The organism is Paenibacillus apii, assembly GCF_011043685.1.
Taxonomy (GTDB): Bacteria; Bacillota; Bacilli; order Paenibacillales; family Paenibacillaceae; genus Paenibacillus_AQ; species Paenibacillus_AQ sabinae.
The window spans coordinates 169,114-186,258 of sequence record NZ_JAAKGU010000001.1 but is presented as its reverse complement, the minus strand read 5'-3'; the positions used below and the strand labels follow the sequence as shown (position 1 = coordinate 186,258).

Annotated in this window: 14 protein-coding genes; 11 read left to right on the top strand and 3 right to left on the bottom strand. The window is 52.3% G+C overall.

The window, feature by feature from the left end; translation table 11 throughout:
• Nucleotides 1-68 precede the first annotated feature (68 nt).
• Both glgB and glgA read left to right on the top strand, forming a co-directional pair.
• On the top strand, nucleotides 69-2,156 hold the full coding sequence (gene glgB / locus G5B47_RS00950) for a 1,4-alpha-glucan branching protein GlgB (RefSeq protein ID WP_165095331.1): 2,088 nt from the start codon (nucleotides 69-71) through the stop codon (nucleotides 2,154-2,156).
• Nucleotides 2,157-2,203: 47 nt separating this feature from the next.
• A complete protein-coding gene (gene glgA / locus G5B47_RS00945; RefSeq protein ID WP_165093391.1) occupies nucleotides 2,204-3,646 on the top strand; it encodes a glycogen synthase GlgA in 1,443 nt (480 codons plus the stop codon).
• Between the two features lie 136 nt (nucleotides 3,647-3,782).
• Here the strand turns inward: glgA and G5B47_RS00940 are convergent, their stop codons facing one another.
• Entirely contained in the window at nucleotides 3,783-5,600 is a 1,818-nt protein-coding gene (locus G5B47_RS00940; protein WP_165093390.1) for an alpha-glycosidase, read from the bottom strand.
• Nucleotides 5,601-5,920: 320 nt separating this feature from the next.
• On the opposite strand from G5B47_RS00940, the gene G5B47_RS00935 reads away from it, so the two are divergent.
• The 4 genes from G5B47_RS00935 (at nucleotide 5,921) to G5B47_RS00920 (ending at nucleotide 9,930) form a co-directional block, all read left to right on the top strand.
• Nucleotides 5,921-6,736 carry a transporter substrate-binding domain-containing protein gene (locus G5B47_RS00935; protein ID WP_165093388.1) on the top strand — a complete coding sequence of 272 codons (816 nt, stop codon included), beginning with the start codon at nucleotides 5,921-5,923 and terminating at the stop codon, nucleotides 6,734-6,736.
• A gap of 100 nt (nucleotides 6,737-6,836) precedes the next feature.
• Nucleotides 6,837-7,496 carry an amino acid ABC transporter permease gene (locus G5B47_RS00930; RefSeq protein ID WP_165093386.1) on the top strand — a complete coding sequence of 220 codons (660 nt, stop codon included), beginning with the start codon at nucleotides 6,837-6,839 and terminating at the stop codon, nucleotides 7,494-7,496.
• A complete protein-coding gene (locus G5B47_RS00925; protein ID WP_165093385.1) occupies nucleotides 7,483-8,205 on the top strand; it encodes an amino acid ABC transporter ATP-binding protein in 723 nt (240 codons plus the stop codon). Before G5B47_RS00930 ends, G5B47_RS00925 begins: the two co-directional genes overlap by 14 nt.
• Nucleotides 8,206-8,391: 186 nt before the next feature.
• The gene (locus tag G5B47_RS00920; protein ID WP_165093383.1) at nucleotides 8,392-9,930 is read left to right on the top strand and encodes a Ppx/GppA phosphatase family protein; all 1,539 of its coding nucleotides are present in this window, start codon (nucleotides 8,392-8,394) and stop codon (nucleotides 9,928-9,930) included.
• On the opposite strand, the gene ppk1 is transcribed toward G5B47_RS00920, so the two are convergent.
• Entirely contained in the window at nucleotides 9,869-11,980 is a 2,112-nt protein-coding gene (gene ppk1, locus G5B47_RS00915) for a polyphosphate kinase 1 (RefSeq protein ID WP_165093381.1), read from the bottom strand. The two genes, G5B47_RS00920 and ppk1, sit on opposite strands and share 62 nt — an antisense overlap.
• Nucleotides 11,981-12,356: 376 nt before the next feature.
• Here ppk1 and G5B47_RS00910 point away from each other — a divergent pair, with 376 nt between their 5' ends.
• Complete coding sequence (locus tag G5B47_RS00910; protein ID WP_165093380.1) at nucleotides 12,357-13,019, top strand: 3D domain-containing protein; 663 nt, start codon at nucleotides 12,357-12,359, stop codon at nucleotides 13,017-13,019.
• Nucleotides 13,020-13,097: 78 nt separating this feature from the next.
• Here G5B47_RS00910 and G5B47_RS00905 read toward each other — a convergent pair whose 3' ends face one another.
• Nucleotides 13,098-14,027: a polysaccharide deacetylase family protein gene (locus tag G5B47_RS00905; protein WP_235949638.1), complete on the bottom strand. Its 930-nt coding sequence runs from the start codon at nucleotides 14,025-14,027 to the stop codon at nucleotides 13,098-13,100.
• 236 nt (nucleotides 14,028-14,263) lie between these two features.
• Here G5B47_RS00905 and G5B47_RS00900 point away from each other — a divergent pair, with 236 nt between their 5' ends.
• The 4 genes from G5B47_RS00900 (at nucleotide 14,264) to G5B47_RS00885 (ending at nucleotide 17,037) form a co-directional block, all read left to right on the top strand.
• On the top strand, nucleotides 14,264-14,968 hold the full coding sequence (locus G5B47_RS00900; RefSeq protein ID WP_165093378.1) for a dihydroorotate dehydrogenase electron transfer subunit: 705 nt from the start codon (nucleotides 14,264-14,266) through the stop codon (nucleotides 14,966-14,968).
• Entirely contained in the window at nucleotides 14,961-15,929 is a 969-nt protein-coding gene (locus G5B47_RS00895) for a dihydroorotate dehydrogenase (protein WP_165093377.1), read from the top strand. The genes G5B47_RS00900 and G5B47_RS00895 overlap by 8 nt, the downstream gene beginning before the upstream one ends.
• Before the next feature lie 32 nt (nucleotides 15,930-15,961).
• Entirely contained in the window at nucleotides 15,962-16,300 is a 339-nt protein-coding gene (lpdD, locus tag G5B47_RS00890) for a prenylated flavin chaperone LpdD (protein WP_165093375.1), read from the top strand.
• 68 nt (nucleotides 16,301-16,368) lie between these two features.
• Nucleotides 16,369-17,037 (top strand): PspA/IM30 family protein, encoded by a 669-nt coding sequence (locus G5B47_RS00885; RefSeq protein ID WP_165093374.1) that lies wholly within the window; start codon nucleotides 16,369-16,371, stop codon nucleotides 17,035-17,037.
• Nucleotides 17,038-17,145 lie beyond the last annotated feature (108 nt).

Genomic DNA, 17,145 nt, shown 5'->3' with positions numbered 1-17,145 from the left:
AAACTTGAATCTTCTCTAATCTTAAAAAAGGTGGTAATCATTTGGCTGAGCAACCAACAGCAGTAAACATGCCGTCACCGGAGGATATTTATTTGTTTCATGAAGGTACCCATTACCGCAGCTATCGCATGCTCGGAGCGCATACCGCCGTGGAAGAAGGAGTGCCCGGAGTTCGTTTTACCGTGTGGGCCCCCCAAGCAAGATATGTAGGATTAGCCTGCGATCACAACAGCTGGGACGGAAGCGGTGAGGAAGACTCGTTATATAAGATACCCGATTCAGCATTTTGGAGTCGTTTTTTCCCGGGTATTTCCCCGGGAACATTTTACAAATATAGAATTGTCGGACCGGATGGCTCCAGCTTTTTGAAAGCGGACCCTTACGGTTATCAGGCTGAAGTTCGCCCTGCTACCGCTTCGGTCGTGACCGAAATTGACGGCTACCAGTGGGGCGATGCCGCGTGGCGGCGCAAAAACAAAGCTCCTTATAACAAGCCGCTGAATATTTATGAAATGCATTTGGCTACATGGCGGCAGAAGGAGAATATTCACAACAAGGAAGGCGGAGAGCTGTACAGCTACACGGAAATCGCCGACCTGTTAATCCCTTATCTGGTGGAGATGGGTTACACTCATGTGGAGTTCATGCCGCTGGCGGAGCATCCGTACGATCTTTCCTGGGGATACCAAGGGACAGGATATTACGCTGCAACGAGCCGGTTTGGACAGCCTCAAGAGCTGATGTATCTCATTGACCGCCTGCATCAGGCGAACATCGGCGTCATTTTGGACTGGGTTCCGGCCCATTTTGCCAAGGACGATCCCGGTCTGCGGCTGTTCGACGGCACGCCCTGCTTCGAGTACGGCGATCCGCTGCTCGCGGAGAAACCGGGCTGGGGAACGCTGTCCTTCGATTTCGGCAAGCCCGAGGTCGTTTCGTTCCTTATTTCCAACGCCCTTTTCTGGTACGATGTGTACCACATCGACGGAATGAGGGTTGATGCGGTCACCAGTATGCTGCGGCTCGACTTCGAGAAGCAGGAGCACCAGTACCGGCGCAATGTGAACGGCGGTTTTGAGAACCTTGAAGCCATTGCCTTTTTGCAGAAGCTGAACTCCGTTATCTTTCAATACTACCCGCATGCCCTGATGATGGCGGAGGAATCCAGCGCCTGGCCGGGTGTTACCGCTCCTGTACATGATGGAGGGCTTGGTTTCAATTACAAATGGAACATGGGCTGGATGAACGATACGCTTGCCTACATAGAGAAGGATTTCAGCGCCCGTCCCTATCATCACAACCTGCTGACGTTTCCCATTGCTTACGCTTACTCGGAAAATTTTACGCTCCCCCTTTCGCATGACGAGGTCGTGCACGGAAAGCGATCGCTGCTTAACAAGATGCCCGGCTCTTATGAGCAGAAGTTTGCGGGTCTGCGGCTGCTGCTGGGCTACCAGATAACAAGCCCCGGCAAGAAGCTGCTCTTCATGGGCGGGGAATTCGGCCAGTTCATTGAGTGGAAGGACCAGGAGCAGCTCGACTGGCTGCTGCTTGACTATGAGAGCCACCGGAAGATGCTCGCCTATACCGCTGCGCTCAACAAATTCTATTTGGAGGAAAAAGCGCTCTGGGAGCAGGACCACAGCTTTGAAGGCTACCAGTGGATCTCCGCGGACGACAATGAGCAAAGCGTAATTTCATACATCCGCAAAGGAAAAAAAGCGGGGGACCTGCTTATTGTCGTCATCAATTTTCAGCCGGTGGAACGGCCTCATTACCGCATCGGCGTTCCGAAGGCGGGAACGTATGAAGAAGCGTTCCATTCGGAAAGAACGGAATTCGGAGGCTCCGGCGCCAGCACCGGTACAGTGAAGACGCAAAAACTGGAGATGCACGGCCAGCCGAACAGTCTGGAGCTGACCCTTGCTCCGCTAAGCATGGTGGTGCTAAAAAAGAGTGGACGGAAGAGAAAAGGGGATGAGGACGAGAGCATAACCGTTGAACCCGTAACGGAACTGCCGAAAGGAAAGACGAAGACAGCGCGCGCCAAAGCCAAAAAGGCCGATAAAACGGCGGACAAGCCCGCCAAAGCGGAAGCCCCGGCTAAAGCTGCTCCGCGAAAACGGAAACCTAAAACCGAAGAGATCCAGCAATAGACAGCTTTTCTATCCAGCACTCATTCACACAAGAGGAGGAAACAGGTATGAAAGTGATGTTTGCCGCTGCGGAAAGTCACCCGTTCATCAAGACGGGAGGCTTGGCCGACGTAATCGGAGCGCTGCCGAAGGCGCTGCGGGATGCCGGAGTCGATGTAAGAGTCATTCTTCCCAAATACCGGGGGATTTCCGAGAAATACCGCGAGAAGATGGAGCCCGTCAAGGTGATCGAAGTTCCCGTTGGCTGGCGGAATCAATATTGCGGGATCGAGCTGCTGAACTATGACGGCGTGCCGGTTTATTTTATCGACAATGAGTATTATTTCGGCCGCGACGGGGTCTACGGATATCTCGATGACGCGGAACGGTTCTCTTTTTACAACCGTGCCGTTCTTGAGGTGCTGCCGGCCATTGACTTCCAGCCGGACGTGCTGCACTGCCATGATTGGCATGCCGCCGTCATTCCTATGCTGCTTGATGGGCATTACCGCAGCAATCCTTTTTACAGCAACATCCGTACTGTATTCACAATACATAATCTGCTGTACCAGGGCGTCTTTCCGTATGAGGTGCTCAGCGATCTGCTTGGCCTGGACGGCAGTTATTTCCTCGGGGTGGAATACTACGGCAACGTGAACTTTATGAAGGGCGGCATCGTATATAGCGACCATGTGACGACCGTCAGTCCGACCTATGCCGAAGAGATCCGGACGCCGCATTTTGGCTACGGCCTGGACGGCCTGCTGAATGCCCGAGCCGATCATTTGAGCGGTATAGTCAACGGTATAGACACCAAGGCCTACAATCCGGCGACAGATCCGAAAATTTTCACAAAATACCGCAACAACCTTCTTAAGAAGACGGAGAACAAAATCAGCCTGCAGCAGGAACTGGGTCTCCCCGTGGCGCCTCATATTCCCCTCGTAGGGATGGTCACCCGCCTAGTCGATTCAAAGGGACTCGATCTGGTGACCCGGGTGCTGGACGAAATTTTGTATTATGACAATGTACAGTTCGTCGTGCTTGGGACGGGGGACGAGGTGTACGAGCGCTGGTTCCGCGAAGCGGCGTGGCGCTACCCGACCAAGCTGTCTTCGCAGATTAAGTTCAGCGATGAGCTCTCGCGAAAAATATACGCCGCAAGCGATTTGTTCCTGATGCCCTCCAAGTTCGAACCATGCGGAATCAGCCAATTGCTGGCCCTTCGATATGGCAGCGTTCCCGTTGTCAGGGAAACGGGCGGCCTGAACGATACCGTGCAGTCGTACAACGAGGTAACCGGGGAAGGCAACGGCTTCACCTTCACGAATTATAACGCCCATGATATGATGAACACCCTTCGCCGCGGAATTTCCTTGTACAACAAGCCTGAGCATTGGAAGCGCGTGACCCGCAACGCGTTCAAGGGCGATTACAGCTGGGATATTTCGGCGCAGCAGTACATCGATATTTACGATAAAATCACGGCGCAAGCCGAGCCGGCACAATAATGTAATGGTCTGAACGGTTCACTATCTTTTGGCAAAACAGAAAAGGCCGCTTTCCCGGCGTATTTACGCCTCTAAGGAAAGCTGCCTTTTTATTTGTGTTAATCCTGTAAATGATCCTGCGAATAATCTGTACAGTTTATTGATGAGCAGTCGCCGACTCCTCTTTCACCGAATCGCCGGAATCCTTCCCGGAAGAAGCAGACGTCTCCTGTTTCAAGCGGCGGGACAAAATGCGGAATCCAAAAGGTTCAAGTGAGACATGCATCGTTCCGTTATCGGGCTTCACCGGTTCGCCGGTGAACGTATCCTTCCAATCTTCGGTTTCCATTGCATGGCTTAAGCTGCGGGGTTCGGGCGAGTTGTTCATCCAGATTGTAAAATGGGTTTCCCCATCGACCCGCTCATAAATGATGCACGGATCATCATTGCAGGCGCCGAGAATGCGAAATTGGCCTCTACGCAGTGCGGGATTCTCCTTCCGCAGCGAAATCATCCTTTTGTAGAAATCAAGAAGCTCTTGATCCTGCTTGGCGGGGTCCCATTCCATACATTTTCGGCAATCGGGGTCGCCCTCGCCGGTCAGTCCGATTTCGTCCCCGTAGAAGATGCATGGCGTTCCCATGAACGTGAATAAAAAGGCAACGGTGAGCTTCAGCTTTCGCTTGTCTTCTCCCATACGGTTAAGCAGGCGCGGCGTATCATGGCTGCACAGAAGGTTGAAGATGACCTCATTGGTCTGCTGGGGGTAGCGCATAAGCAGAGAGCCGATTTTATTGCTGAAGGTATAGCTGTCCATTTCCCCGTTGAAAAAATCGAGAACGGTACCGGAGAACGGATAATTCATAACCGAATCGAACTGATCGCCAAGCAGCCAGGGAAGCGAGTCGCTCCATACCTCGCCGACAATAAAAGCTTCCGGATTTGCTCTTTTAACAACGATCCGGAAATCATGCCAGAAATGGTGATCGATCTCGTCCGCCACGTCCAGCCGCCAGCCGTCCAGCTTGATTTCCTTGATCCAGTATTCCGCCACATCCAGCAGATACGATTTGACCTCTGGATTGGCGGTATTGAATTTGGGCATGTTTTCATAAAAACCGAAGGTGTCATAGCTTGGAATGCCGTCCACAACCTGCAACGGATAAGAATTAATATGGAACCAATCGGCATATTTGGATTGTTTTCCGTTCTTCAGGACATCCTGAAAAGGAGGAAATTCCTTGCTGCAGTGGTTAAATACCGCATCGAGCATCACGCGGATGCCTTTCTCATGGCAGAGATCGACCAGAGCCTTCAGCTTCGCGTTGTCCCCGAAATGAGGGTCGACCTTTTTATAATCAATAATGTCGTATTTATGGTTGGACGGCGAAACGAACAAAGGCGTGAAATAGATGGCGTTGACGCCAAGATCGGCCAGGTAGTCGATATGGTCCATAACGCCCTGAATATCGCCTCCGAAGAAGTTCTCCCGCTGCGGCGTGCCGCCCCAAGGCTCTGCTGTTTCGGGACTTAAAGAGGGGTCCCCATTGGCGAATCGCTCCGGCATAATTTGATAGAACACCGCATCCTTGGCCCATTCGGGAACCTTGAACAGGTCGATTTCATGAATATACTGAAACTCGAAATTGCCCCCCGGAGGCTGGGGCATTTCATTCATTGTGCCTTTTTCCGACAGATAAACCGTCTCACCGCCGGATTCGATCCGAAACAGATAGGACAACCGCTTGAATTTCGGCTGCACGCAGGCTTCCCAATAATCGAATAATTCGTCAGAAGCAGCTTTTTTCATTGGGACTTCTTCAAACGTACGGTCCCAGGCGTATTTATCGCCAGTCATGACACAGATCGCTTCCGCATCATCCCGTTTCGTCCGCAGGCGCAGATGCACGGTTTCCTTATCATAGGCATATGCCCATTTGTCACGGGGAACATGATACAAAGCTTCTAACAGCATAGTCGCCCTCCTAATCTTTGATCGGGTTCTGATAAGGTTCGGAATCGGTGCACTAAGGTTAATACCCTTAATTTTAATGGATTGAACCAATTGTTTTCGGAATTTTTCAGAAAATCAAATCCGTTTTCGCAACCGGCTCAGCTTGGATACGGGTTACAAACGCCGTACTGTTATTTTGCCAATTTATCTTCAAAAAAATCTTTGCATATTCATACGAGTTGAATTATAATAAATCGGTCCGGGACAAGAAACAACTAACACACATCTGACACAAAGATGGGCTGCAACGCCCGATGAGAGAACAGGGGAGATATACACAAATGAACAAATGGATCAAAATGTCTATGGGGATGCTGCTCGCGGCAAGCCTTCTTTCGGGCTGCGGCCAGGACAAGGCCAATACGGGCACTGGTGCTAACGGAGGCAATACGGGTACGGCGGCGAAGAAAACGTTGACGCTGGGGACAAGCGCGGACTTTCCGCCGTATGAATTCCACAAGGTGATCGACGGCAAGGACACCATCGTCGGTTTTGACATCGACATTGCCAAAGACATCGCTGCAGATATGGGCGCCGAGCTGGTGATCAAGGATCTGCCGTTCGATTCGCTGCTCAACGAGCTGTCCAGCGGAAGAGTGGATATGGTCATTTCGGGACTCAGTCCGACACCGGAAAGAGCGAAGGCGGTGGATCTGTCCGATGTCTACTATAAAGCCGAACAGGCCGTTGTTGTCCGCGAAGCCGACAAGGATAAATTTAATACGATGGATACCTTGAAAGGCGCGAAGATCGGTATCCAGACCGGTTCCATTCAGGAAGACATCGCGAAAGGAATCGAGGGGGCGAAACTGACGTCGCTTGCCAAAATTTCCGATATCGTGCTTCAGCTTCAGTCCAACCGGGTCGACGCTTCCATTATGGAAGGTCCGGTAGCCAAGTCCTTTGTCAAGAACGTGAAAGGGCTGGTCATCACCGATGCCAAACCTGAAGTGGAAGACGACGGTTACGTTATCGGGGTCAAGAAGGGCAACACGGAACTGCTGACTCAGATCAACAAGACGCTTGGCGAACTGAATTCCGCCGGAAAGATCGAAGAGTATGTAACCAAAGCATCCGAGCTGGCGGAGAGCAAGTAAGGCTAAAGATATACGGAATGTTGCGTTTTCCTTAAAATCGAGAAAATGGCGGTGATCCGCCGTTTTCTATTTTTTTGCGACAAGGAGGTTTGAGAGCAGGATGAATTTGCTTAATATGGCGTATGAATACCGCAGCTTTTTTCTGACTGGACTGCAATACACGCTTCTTCTCGCGATAATCGGAGTCATTTGCGGCTTCGTGCTCGGGATCGTCGTTGCCCTGCTGCGGATGTCAAGCTTTAGAGTGCTTCGCTGGATCGCCGCCGCTTGGGTGGAATTTCTGCGCGGAACGCCGATGCTTGTGCAATTGTTTATCATTCACTACGGTCTGCCTACAATCGGTCTTGAGTTTACCGCGATACAGTCGGGGGCAATTACTCTTACGATTAACAGCTCAGCTTACCTGGCCGAAATATTCCGAGCCGGCATCCAGGGCGTGGACCGGGGCCAGACGGAAGCATCGCGTTCACTGGGGATGACGCAGGCGATGACGATACGCTATATTGTTCTCCCGCAGGCGCTGAAGAACGTGCTTCCGGCGATAGGCAACGAGTTCATTACCATTATCAAAGAATCTTCCATTGTCGGCATGATTGGCGCGATGGATCTGTTATTCCAAGCCAGAACCATTACCACGATTACTTATGACGGGCTGACTCCGCTGCTGGTTATCGCTCTGATGTATTTTATTCTGACATTTACATTGTCCAAACTGCTTGGCAGACTGGAAAGGAGATGGAATACCAGTGATCGCCGTTAAGAACTTGCAAAAAGCGTTCGGAAAGCTGGAAATTCTGAAAGGCATCGACCTTACAATTGAAAAAGGCGAAGTGGTCGTTGTGATCGGCCCCAGCGGCTCGGGAAAAAGCACCTTTTTGCGCTGCCTGAATCTGCTGGAGCAGCCGACAGGCGGCGAAATCTCCTTCGAGGGACAATCCATCACGGACCGGAAGCATAATATCAATGTAACGCGTGAAAAAATGGGCATGGTCTTCCAGCAGTTCAACCTGTTCCCGCACAAGACCGTGCTGCAGAACATTACGCTGGCTCCGGTTAAAGTCAAGAAGCAGTCTTCGGCCGAAGCGGAGAAAGTCGCAACTGATCTGCTGCGCACCGTTGGACTTGAAGACAAGAAGGATGCCTATCCGTCGCAGTTATCTGGCGGACAAAAGCAGCGGATCGCCATCGCCCGCGCGCTGGCCATGCAGCCGCACGTCATGCTGTTCGACGAGCCGACCTCGGCGCTTGACCCCGAGATGGTCGGTGAAGTGCTTGAGGTGATGAAGAAGCTGGCCGAGCAGGGCATGACCATGGTCATCGTCACTCATGAGATGGGCTTTGCCCGCGAGGTGGGGGACCGGATTCTGTTCATGGACGGCGGGGTAATCGTGGAGCAGGGAACGCCTGCGGAAGTGTTCGGCAGTCCAAAGCATGCCAGAACCCGTGATTTTCTAAGCAAGGTGTTATAAAATCACATATATCAAGCGGCCCGGAAGCATGAAGCGCTTCCGGGCCGCTTTTTTTTTTCATCCACTATTTCCGGATTGCAATCGATTTCTTGGAGACGTTTAGAAAACCGTTCAACGTTTAAAATGTAAATATGCTGTCTAAACATGTATAATTATGCTCAGTAATGAGATAAAGGGGAACAAACAATGAATAACGACCTCAGCCGAACAGGTATTATCGATATCGGTTCCAACTCCATCAGACTTGTAATTTACGAAACGACCCCTGAAGGGGGCTACCGGATTATCAAGGAATGCAAATACTCCGCCCGGCTTAGTGAAAAGATTACCATCGAGAACAGGCTGGAACGGGATGCGCTGGAGACCATCGTACCGGTGCTCCTTCAATTTAAACAGGTATGCCGGGTGTTCGGCGCCGAGCGGATTCGCGCCGGGGCGACGGCGGCCATCCGGAATGCGTCCAACTCCGAAGAGATCGCCAGCTTTCTTTCCGAAGCGGCTTCGCTGCCGATTGAGATTATTAGCGGACAGCAGGAAGCTTATTTCGGCTTTCTCGGTGTCATCAACGCCTTCGATGTTCAGGACGGGTTTGTCATCGATATCGGCGGCGGCAGTACGGAGATTACCCAGTTTCAGAACAGGCGCTTCCGAAACAGCATTTCCTTTCCGTTCGGGGCGGTCAATACGAATGTGGCATTCAGCCATGGCGGCAACTGGAGCATGGAGCAGGTGCACAGGCTGGAAAACTTCGTTCGAGAGCGTCTTGAGAGCTGTGAATGGCTTAAGTCTGGAAAAGGGCTGCCTTTATTCGGCCTCGGGGGAACGCTGCGGACACTGGGCAAAATCGACCAGAAGCGAAAGAGTTACTCGCTTCCCAATTCCCACGGATACACGCTGTCCACGGAAACGGTCAAAAGATTCATGGAGACGCTGCCTGCGATGCCGTACGACAAGCGTAAAAATCTGGAGGGGCTGTCCAAAAGCAGGGCGGACATCATTGTATCGGGTCTGATTATTTTTCATACCGTGTATCAGTATGTAGGAGCCGGGCATGCGCTTATTAGCGGAGAAGGGCTTCGCGAAGGGATGCTGCATGATTTGCTTGAACCCGGGAATCCGGTCCGCGCCAGCGCGCTGGAATACAGTCTCGGCACCTTGCAGCAGCTGAACCAGGAAGCTTCCGCAGAGTTTTTATCCCAAGTCCTCGAACATGCGCAAAAGCTGTTTACGACGCTCAACGGCGAAAACGATGAGAAAGAGATGGAAATGCTGATCTATGTATCGGTCATGCTTTACCGCCTCGGCGCCAATATCAACTATTACCAGTCCAAGCGGCACACCCGCTATTGGCTCATGAATTCGCCGATTCGCGGTCTGACTCACCGTCAGCTTGTCCTGTGCTCTATGATTGCTTCATATAGCACAAAAAGCCGGAAGCAGAAGCTGTCCGCAGATCATAAGGACATTCTTCTGCCTTCCGACGAAGAGCGGATTCACAAGCTCGGTTCGCTTGTCCAGCTAAGCGCGGCGCTGGACACCGGGGAGACCGGAATCCAGCAGCAGATCAAACCGCGGCTTAAGGGAGGAAGCCTGGAAATTGAGCTTCGGGTTAACGAACGGCCCCTGTTGAAACTGGAGGAAATCGACAATGCCCTCAAGGCGTTCAGGAATGCATGGGGTCTGAAGGTGAAGCTTGAGTATACTTCCAATTCTCAACATTCATAGCGGCGAACTGGCTCCGGTAAGGAGCCTTTTCGTCGTTCGGCCGTTCATAATTGCCGCTGGACTGAAGGAAGCTCGATTTCACGTTGTCCCGAAGCGTCACTTCCAAAATGTGCACGATTTGCTCACGGGCCGTTTTGTCCTTTACCGGACACATTAATTCCACCCGGCGGGTCAGATTGCGGGTCATCCAGTCCGCGCTGGACAGATAAACTTCGGGATCGCCGCCATTTTCAAAATAGTAGATCCGGGAATGCTCCAGAAAGCGGTCGACGATGCTCCGGACTGTAATCCGTTCGCTCAGGCCCGGCACTCCGGGACGAAGACAGCAGACCCCGCGGACGATCAGATCAATGGAGACGCCGGCTTGATCCGCTTCATACAGCTCGTCGATAACTTGCTGGTTGGACAAGGAGTTCATCTTGGCTATGATTCGTGCCGGGCGGCCGGCCGCGGCATGCTCGCTTTCCCGCTTGATCAGTTTATTCAGGGTAAGGCTCATGCTGACCGGAGCGACGACGAAGGATTTCCAGTCGTGATTGGTGGAATACCCCGTGATCTGATTGAACAGCTCGGAGGCGTCCAGCCCCGCGTCATCCCTCGAGGTGAACAGGCTGATATCGGTATAGATTTTGGCGGTGTTCTCGTTATAGTTCCCTGTCCCGATATGTACATAACGGCGCAGCTCGTTGCCCTCCTGGCGGACAATCAGCGTGATTTTGGCATGCGTTTTCAGACCGACCAGACCATACACAACATGGCATCCCGCCTGCTCCAGCTTCCTTGCCCACGCAATATTGCGCTCTTCGTCGAACCTCGCCTTCAGCTCCACCACGACAGTCACCTGCTTGCCCGATTCGGCGGCGTGGGCGAGAGCAGTGATGAGCGGCGAGTTGCCGCTGACTCGGTACAGCGTCATCTTGATCGCCATAACCTGATCGTCCTCGGATGCCTGAGTAATGAAATCGATCATGGATTCGAATGATTCATAAGGATGGTAGGCAAGCACGTCGCGCTCCCGAAGCACCTCGAAGAAATCCTCGGTTTCATCGAATTCGGCCGGATAGACCGGTTCGATCGGCGGGTAGTTCAAGTAGCCATAGCCCTTGAGGCTGCCGGAGAACTGACGCAAAAATCCAAGGTCCAGCGGACCGTCGATCTCGTACACAAAATGCCCGATTTCAAACTCGGCCAGCAGCTGTTCCAGAGCATACGGATGAATGCCTTTTTGGACCTCCAGCCTTGCAGGCACGCCCCGGCGGCGTTTGCGCAGCTCTTTCTCAATCTCCTCGAGCAGATCCTCGGCGCCTTCTTCGTCAATCGAAAGGTCGGAGTTGCGCGTAAGGCGGAACTCATTGACCGCAACCGGATGATAGCCGCTGAACAGCGTTCCGATGTGGGCCCGAATGACATCCTCGATATAAACGAACTGCCGGCGTTTGCTGTTGGCGCGGTGCGGCAGCGGAATGCAGCGGGGCAGATTGGACGGGATTTGCAGAATGGCAAAATAGAACTCGTCCTCATCGGCATGCTCTTTCTTCAGAACGACCGCAAGGTAAATGAACAGGCTGTGCACAAGCGGGAAGGGACGGCTCTGATCCACCGCCATCGGCGTCAGAATCGGGAAGATGATGTCCCGGTAATACTCCTCCACCGCGGCTTCCTGGGCATGTGTCAAATCCTCGTAGTCGACCAGAATGATGCCTTCCTTGTTCAGACTCCGGGAGATATCCCTGAAGGTGCGGTACTGATCGTAGACGATCTTTCCGACACGCTTGTAAAGACGTTTATGAAGGCCGGAGGGCGTGTAGCCGGTAAAATCTTTTTTCGTATAGCCCGCACGAATCTGATCCTGTATGCCCGCAACCCGCACACTGATGAATTCATCCAGGTTGCTTGTGACGATGCCAAGAAATTTGGCCCGTTCGAGCAGAGGATTGTCCGGATCCTGGGCCTCCTGAAGGACGCGGCGGTTAAACTCGATCCAGCTGAGATCCCGGTTCAGATAGGCGGATGGATTGGTGTAGTTGTTTTTCTTATGCTCTTCGTTCATGACTCCTCCAAATTTATAACCTATGGGTCGATTCTAGCGGTATCTCTTAATTATTCTATCATATCTTATTTATTTTACCTTTTTCGACAGCTACAATTGTTAACGCAGTGTAAAATATTCCATGTCTGCCAGTGTAAAATAACAAGTTTGTCATCGACAAATGGTTTACATAATAAATAATATGTAACCTATAGTGAGACTTCTCTTGTCTCGGTCTCCAAATAATTTCAGAATGGTAACAATTACAAATGAAAAGGTTACAAAATTGTGATATATTCAAAACTGTCGGGTAAGCAGCTTAGAGAAATTTTTACATACTTCATTAGAAAAATACATAACCCGAGAATACGTGTTGTCGTAAGAGAAGGAGGCCGCAATGAAATTCAGACTGTCACCGTTTAAGTCCGCCGCCGTCATTTTGGGCCTTGGAGCCCTGTTAATGGCCGCGCCGGCGCATGCCCAAACCATTCACATCGCCGGAGATAAAACTACGTTCTATACAGTAGCTAAAAAATATGGCGTAGGGATCAGCGAATTAGTGAAAGCGAACCCTAAAGTGAACCCGCTTAATGTGTATCCCGGCTTAAGGCTGGTCGTTCCTGTGAAGGACAACCCTGCCGCTTCTGCGAAACTGAAAGCTTTAAGCCAGGAACAGCCGGCGCTGCTGACTGCGTCATCCAGCCCCAAGACGGTGGAAGCCTGGGGTAAAACGTTCAGCTATGAGAAAACGCTGCAGGTGAAAGCAACGGCCTATTCCTCGGCCGCAAGCGAGAACGGGAAATGGGGGGCTGTCGATTATTTTGGCAACCCGCTGAAGCTGGGCACCATTGCCGTCGATCCGGATGTCATTCCGCTTGGAACGAAGGTGCTGGTAACGGGATATTCCCATCCCGGACTTCCCAAAGAGGCGTTTGTCGCAACCGCCTCCGATAAAGGGAGTGCGATTCAGGGTAAGCGGATTGACATTTTTATTCCCGGGAGCCAGAGCTTCGTTTCCGAATTCGGGTTTCAGGATGTTCGGCTGTACGTCATTAAATAGTTGTCTTATGAAACGAAGCCAGGCCGCGGGTCTGTTTCGTTTCTTTTTTTGTCGCATGCAGGGTTGGATGTGGGACTTCTACTTCTTCTCAGGCACCTTGAGCATCTCCGGAACGGTAACAAAGGTGTATCCTTTTAGACGCAGCGCCTGGATGATTTCAGGAAGCGCCTCGATGGTGCCTCTCAGATTGCTGCCTACGCCGCCCCCGCCATGCTGAAGAATGATGGAGCCTCTCCCGGCATGAGACAAAATATTGCGCTTCACCTGTTCCTTGGACAGTCCTTTCCAATCCAGAGAGTCCACGTTCCAGTTAACCAGCTTGTATCCGTGGAGCTCCGCCCATTTCAGCTGCTGTTCGTTGATGTCGCCATAGGGAGGACGGATCAGCTTCGGCCGAAATCCCGCAATCCTGTTAATAATATTTTCCGTTCGAAGGATTTGGGACCTGAACTTTCGTACGCCCAGCTTGCCGAATTGGGGATGGTTATAGGAATGGTTGCCGATGCTGTGGCCTTCTCTAACGATGCGTTTGACGAGTAAGGGATGCTTCGCCGCGCGATTTCCTACTATAAAAAAAGTGGCTTTCACCCGGTATTTCCGGAGCACATCCAAAATTTGTGGTGTGAATCTAGGGTCGGGGACATCGTCAAACGTGAGGGCGATCGTTTTGATCCTTGGCCCGTTCGTCTTGATAACATCGGGATACTTGCGGATCAGCTGGCCGAGGGACATCGGCGCGGCAGCGGGTACGGCGGCGGGTTTACGGTCTTCGCTGAGAATGCTCCCTGCCGGAGCGCTCTCTGTTTTTCTAGCATCGCAATCAGGGGAGAAGCCTTCTGTCGATACGACCGGGCAAGCCTTGTTCTTCACGGCTTCGTTTTTCGGAAGCTCCGCAGCAGTTGTCTTCGTCTGATGCGTATCTGAAACAGGTGAACAACCGAGAACACAGCCGATGAATATACAAATGAGGCCCAAAGCAATCCTTTTGGCAAAGCGGATATGAAACATTTTTTGCGCTCCTTTCATCTAACGGCGTCATTATGTTGTTATTCCTCAATGGGGGGAAAAACATGCGGAGAAGGTTATTTCTCCCGATATTTCGAGCAGCTTCCATTACGTGTATACTTGAAGTACGGAAGATTAGAATTTGAATAAATAAACATGCAAAGTGTGAAGAATATCACAGATTTTGAGCTTCGACTCAGGCATGTTTATTAAGATAAAATTTGAAGGAGCTTGATATCGTGGGGACGGTTATAAGTAATGAGCGGCTGGCGGATAATGTCTACCATCTCCGGGTGGGCGGAGGATACGGCGGAGAAATGGGACAATTCTACATGCTGCGGGCATGGGGAGCGTATCCGGTGCTGTCCAGACCGCTGAGCATACATCAGGTTGACATCGACAGCATCGATTTTCTATATCACGTTGTGGGTGAGGGTACCGAGCTGTTCGCGCAGCTGACTCCGGGAGATTCGATTGGGCTCGAGGGTCCGTTCGGCAGCGGTTTTCCATCCGTCACCGGACGGGTCGCGCTGATTGGAGGCGGCATCGGCATCGCGCCGCTGCTGTACTGTGCGCGGGAGCTTCCGGGCAGCGACGTATATCTCGGCTTCAGCCGCGAGCCTTACCGGACGGAAGAGTTCCGCCCCTACGCCGCTAAGCTGACGGTTGATGTTGGCGGCCTTATTCTGGACAATGTTGATTTTTCGGAGTATGACCATATATTCGTGTGCGGACCGCATCCGATGCTGAAAGCGGCCCAGCTCAAAGGCATCGCAGCGGCAACCGCGGGAAGCCCGGTCAATGTGTATTTGTCGCTTGAGAACCGCATGGCCTGCGGCATCGGAGCCTGTCTCGTGTGCAGCGTATCCTGTAAGGATGGTCAGCGGAAGGCCTGTGCGGACGGTCCGGTATTTTTGGCCGAGGAGGTAGTGTTCCATGATTAGAAACGATGAGCCGACAGCTTTGAACACACAGCTTGATTTGAGCGCCAATATTGCCGGTGTCGCATTTAAGAATCCGATCGTCATGGCATCCGGAACCTTCGGGTTCGGCAAGGAATATGCCAAGTATTACGATGTGAACGAGCTTGGGGGCATTTCCGGTAAAGGGCTGACGCTGAATCCCAAAGCGGGCAATCAGGGAACGCGGGTCTATGAGACGCCATCGGGAATGCTCAACAGTGTGGGTCTGGAGAATCCGGGGATTCCCTCGTTTCTGGAAAAAGAATGTGCGTACTGGGAGACGCTGGACACCGCTCGGATCGTTAATCTCGGAGGGAACACGTTCGAGGATTACGTCACGGGAGCCGAACTGATCCAACAGGACGCCGACCGGCGCAGCGCCAGCGGCCGCAAAGCGGTCGACATGATTGAGCTGAACATTTCCTGTCCGAACGTTAAAGAGGGCGGGATCGCCTTCGGCATCCGGACATGCGACGCGAGCGAGCTGGTACGGGCCGTCCGGCGGGCGACAAGCCTGCCTTTGTCGGTCAAGCTGTCCCCGAACGCAGAAGATATTGCAGGTATGGCGCTGATGTGCCAGGAAGAAGGAGCGGACGCCGTGTCGCTGATTAATACGATCTCGGGCATGAAGATCGACGTCCGCCGCCGGCGCAGTGTGTTCAATAATCTGTACGCAGGGCTGTCGGGCCCGGCCATTAAGCCGATTGCACTCAGAATGGTGCACCAGGTTGCCAAGAGAGTGAATATCCCGATCATCGGCATGGGCGGCATTTCGTCCGCGACGGATATTATCGAATTTATTATGGCGGGAGCGACAGTAATTCAGGTCGGGACCTACAATTTTATGAATTTGCGGGCGGGCCGGGACTTGCTTCTAGACCTGCGGCAGTTTATGATCGAAGAAAATATCAAGTCTTTGGATGAAATCCGGGGAATTATTTAACAAGAGGTTTATATATTAGGGAGGGAATCCGTGTGCCATCGGAAGCCTTTGATCCGGACGATATCACGTTGTCCGAAACGGCGGTGGGACAAGATATTTTGCTGTTGATTACGGGCGGAGTCCGGCATATCGGCGCTGCGAGCACCGCCTACATCAGAGAGAACGGTCCCGCTGCGGCGACTTCGGCCGTTCCCGGGCATAAGGAGCATACGATCAGCGAATTGGTTGCCGTCAAAGTTGCCGAAGCGCTGCAAAGAACGGTTACGGTTGTCATGGGAATTCATTACGATGATCTGTCCAAGGCGCAAATCGCGCAGGTGGTGGAAATTGTAGAGCGCAAGGTGGAGGAATATTTGGCCGGCAAAAAATGAAACGCGCCGCCGCATTGCTGCGTACAACATATCATCAGGATAAAAACCATCTTTTGGAGGAATGAACCATGTCGATTTTTAAAAGATTGCGTGACCTAACAATGTCCAATATCAATGCAATCATTGATAAAGCCGAGGACCCGATCAAGATGACCGACCAATATATCCGCGACATGACCGAGGATCTGGAGGACGCAGAGAAAGCGGTGGCCGCCCAGATCGCCATCGAGAAGAAATTCAAGCAGCTGTACGAGGAACAGGAAGCGCTGGTGAACAAACGCACCCAGCAAGCCCACACCGCTGCGCAGGCCGGCAACGTCGACCTGGCCCGCCGCGCGCTGGAAGAGAAGAAGACGGCCGAAGGCAAGCTGACGGAATACAAGGCCAGCTACGATCAGAACAAGGCTTCCGCGGACAATCTCCGTGCCAAGCTGGAAGAGATGCGCAAGCAGCTGAATCAGATGAAGAGCAAGCGTGAGACGCTGGTCGCCCGTTACAACGCGGCGAAGGCGCAGACTGAAATCAACAAGGCGATGAGCGGCTTTAGCTCCGATACGGCGGCAGCCGGACTGAAACGGATGGAAGAGAAGATGCTTCAGGCCGAAGCGCAAGCGGAAGCTAGCAATGAACTGGCCGGCAACAACAAATCACTGGACGACGAGTTTGAGAAGCTGGGCAAGGATCAGGCGGTCGAAGACGAGCTGGCCGCTTTGATGAAGCAGTACGAGAAGCAATAACGCTACTCCCGCACAAGGTTAGCAGCCCGGGGTATGCAGGCGGAAGGAGAGACGGCGGCGCCGTTTCTCCTTCGTTTTGCACGGACGAGTTAAAGACAGGGAGGATCA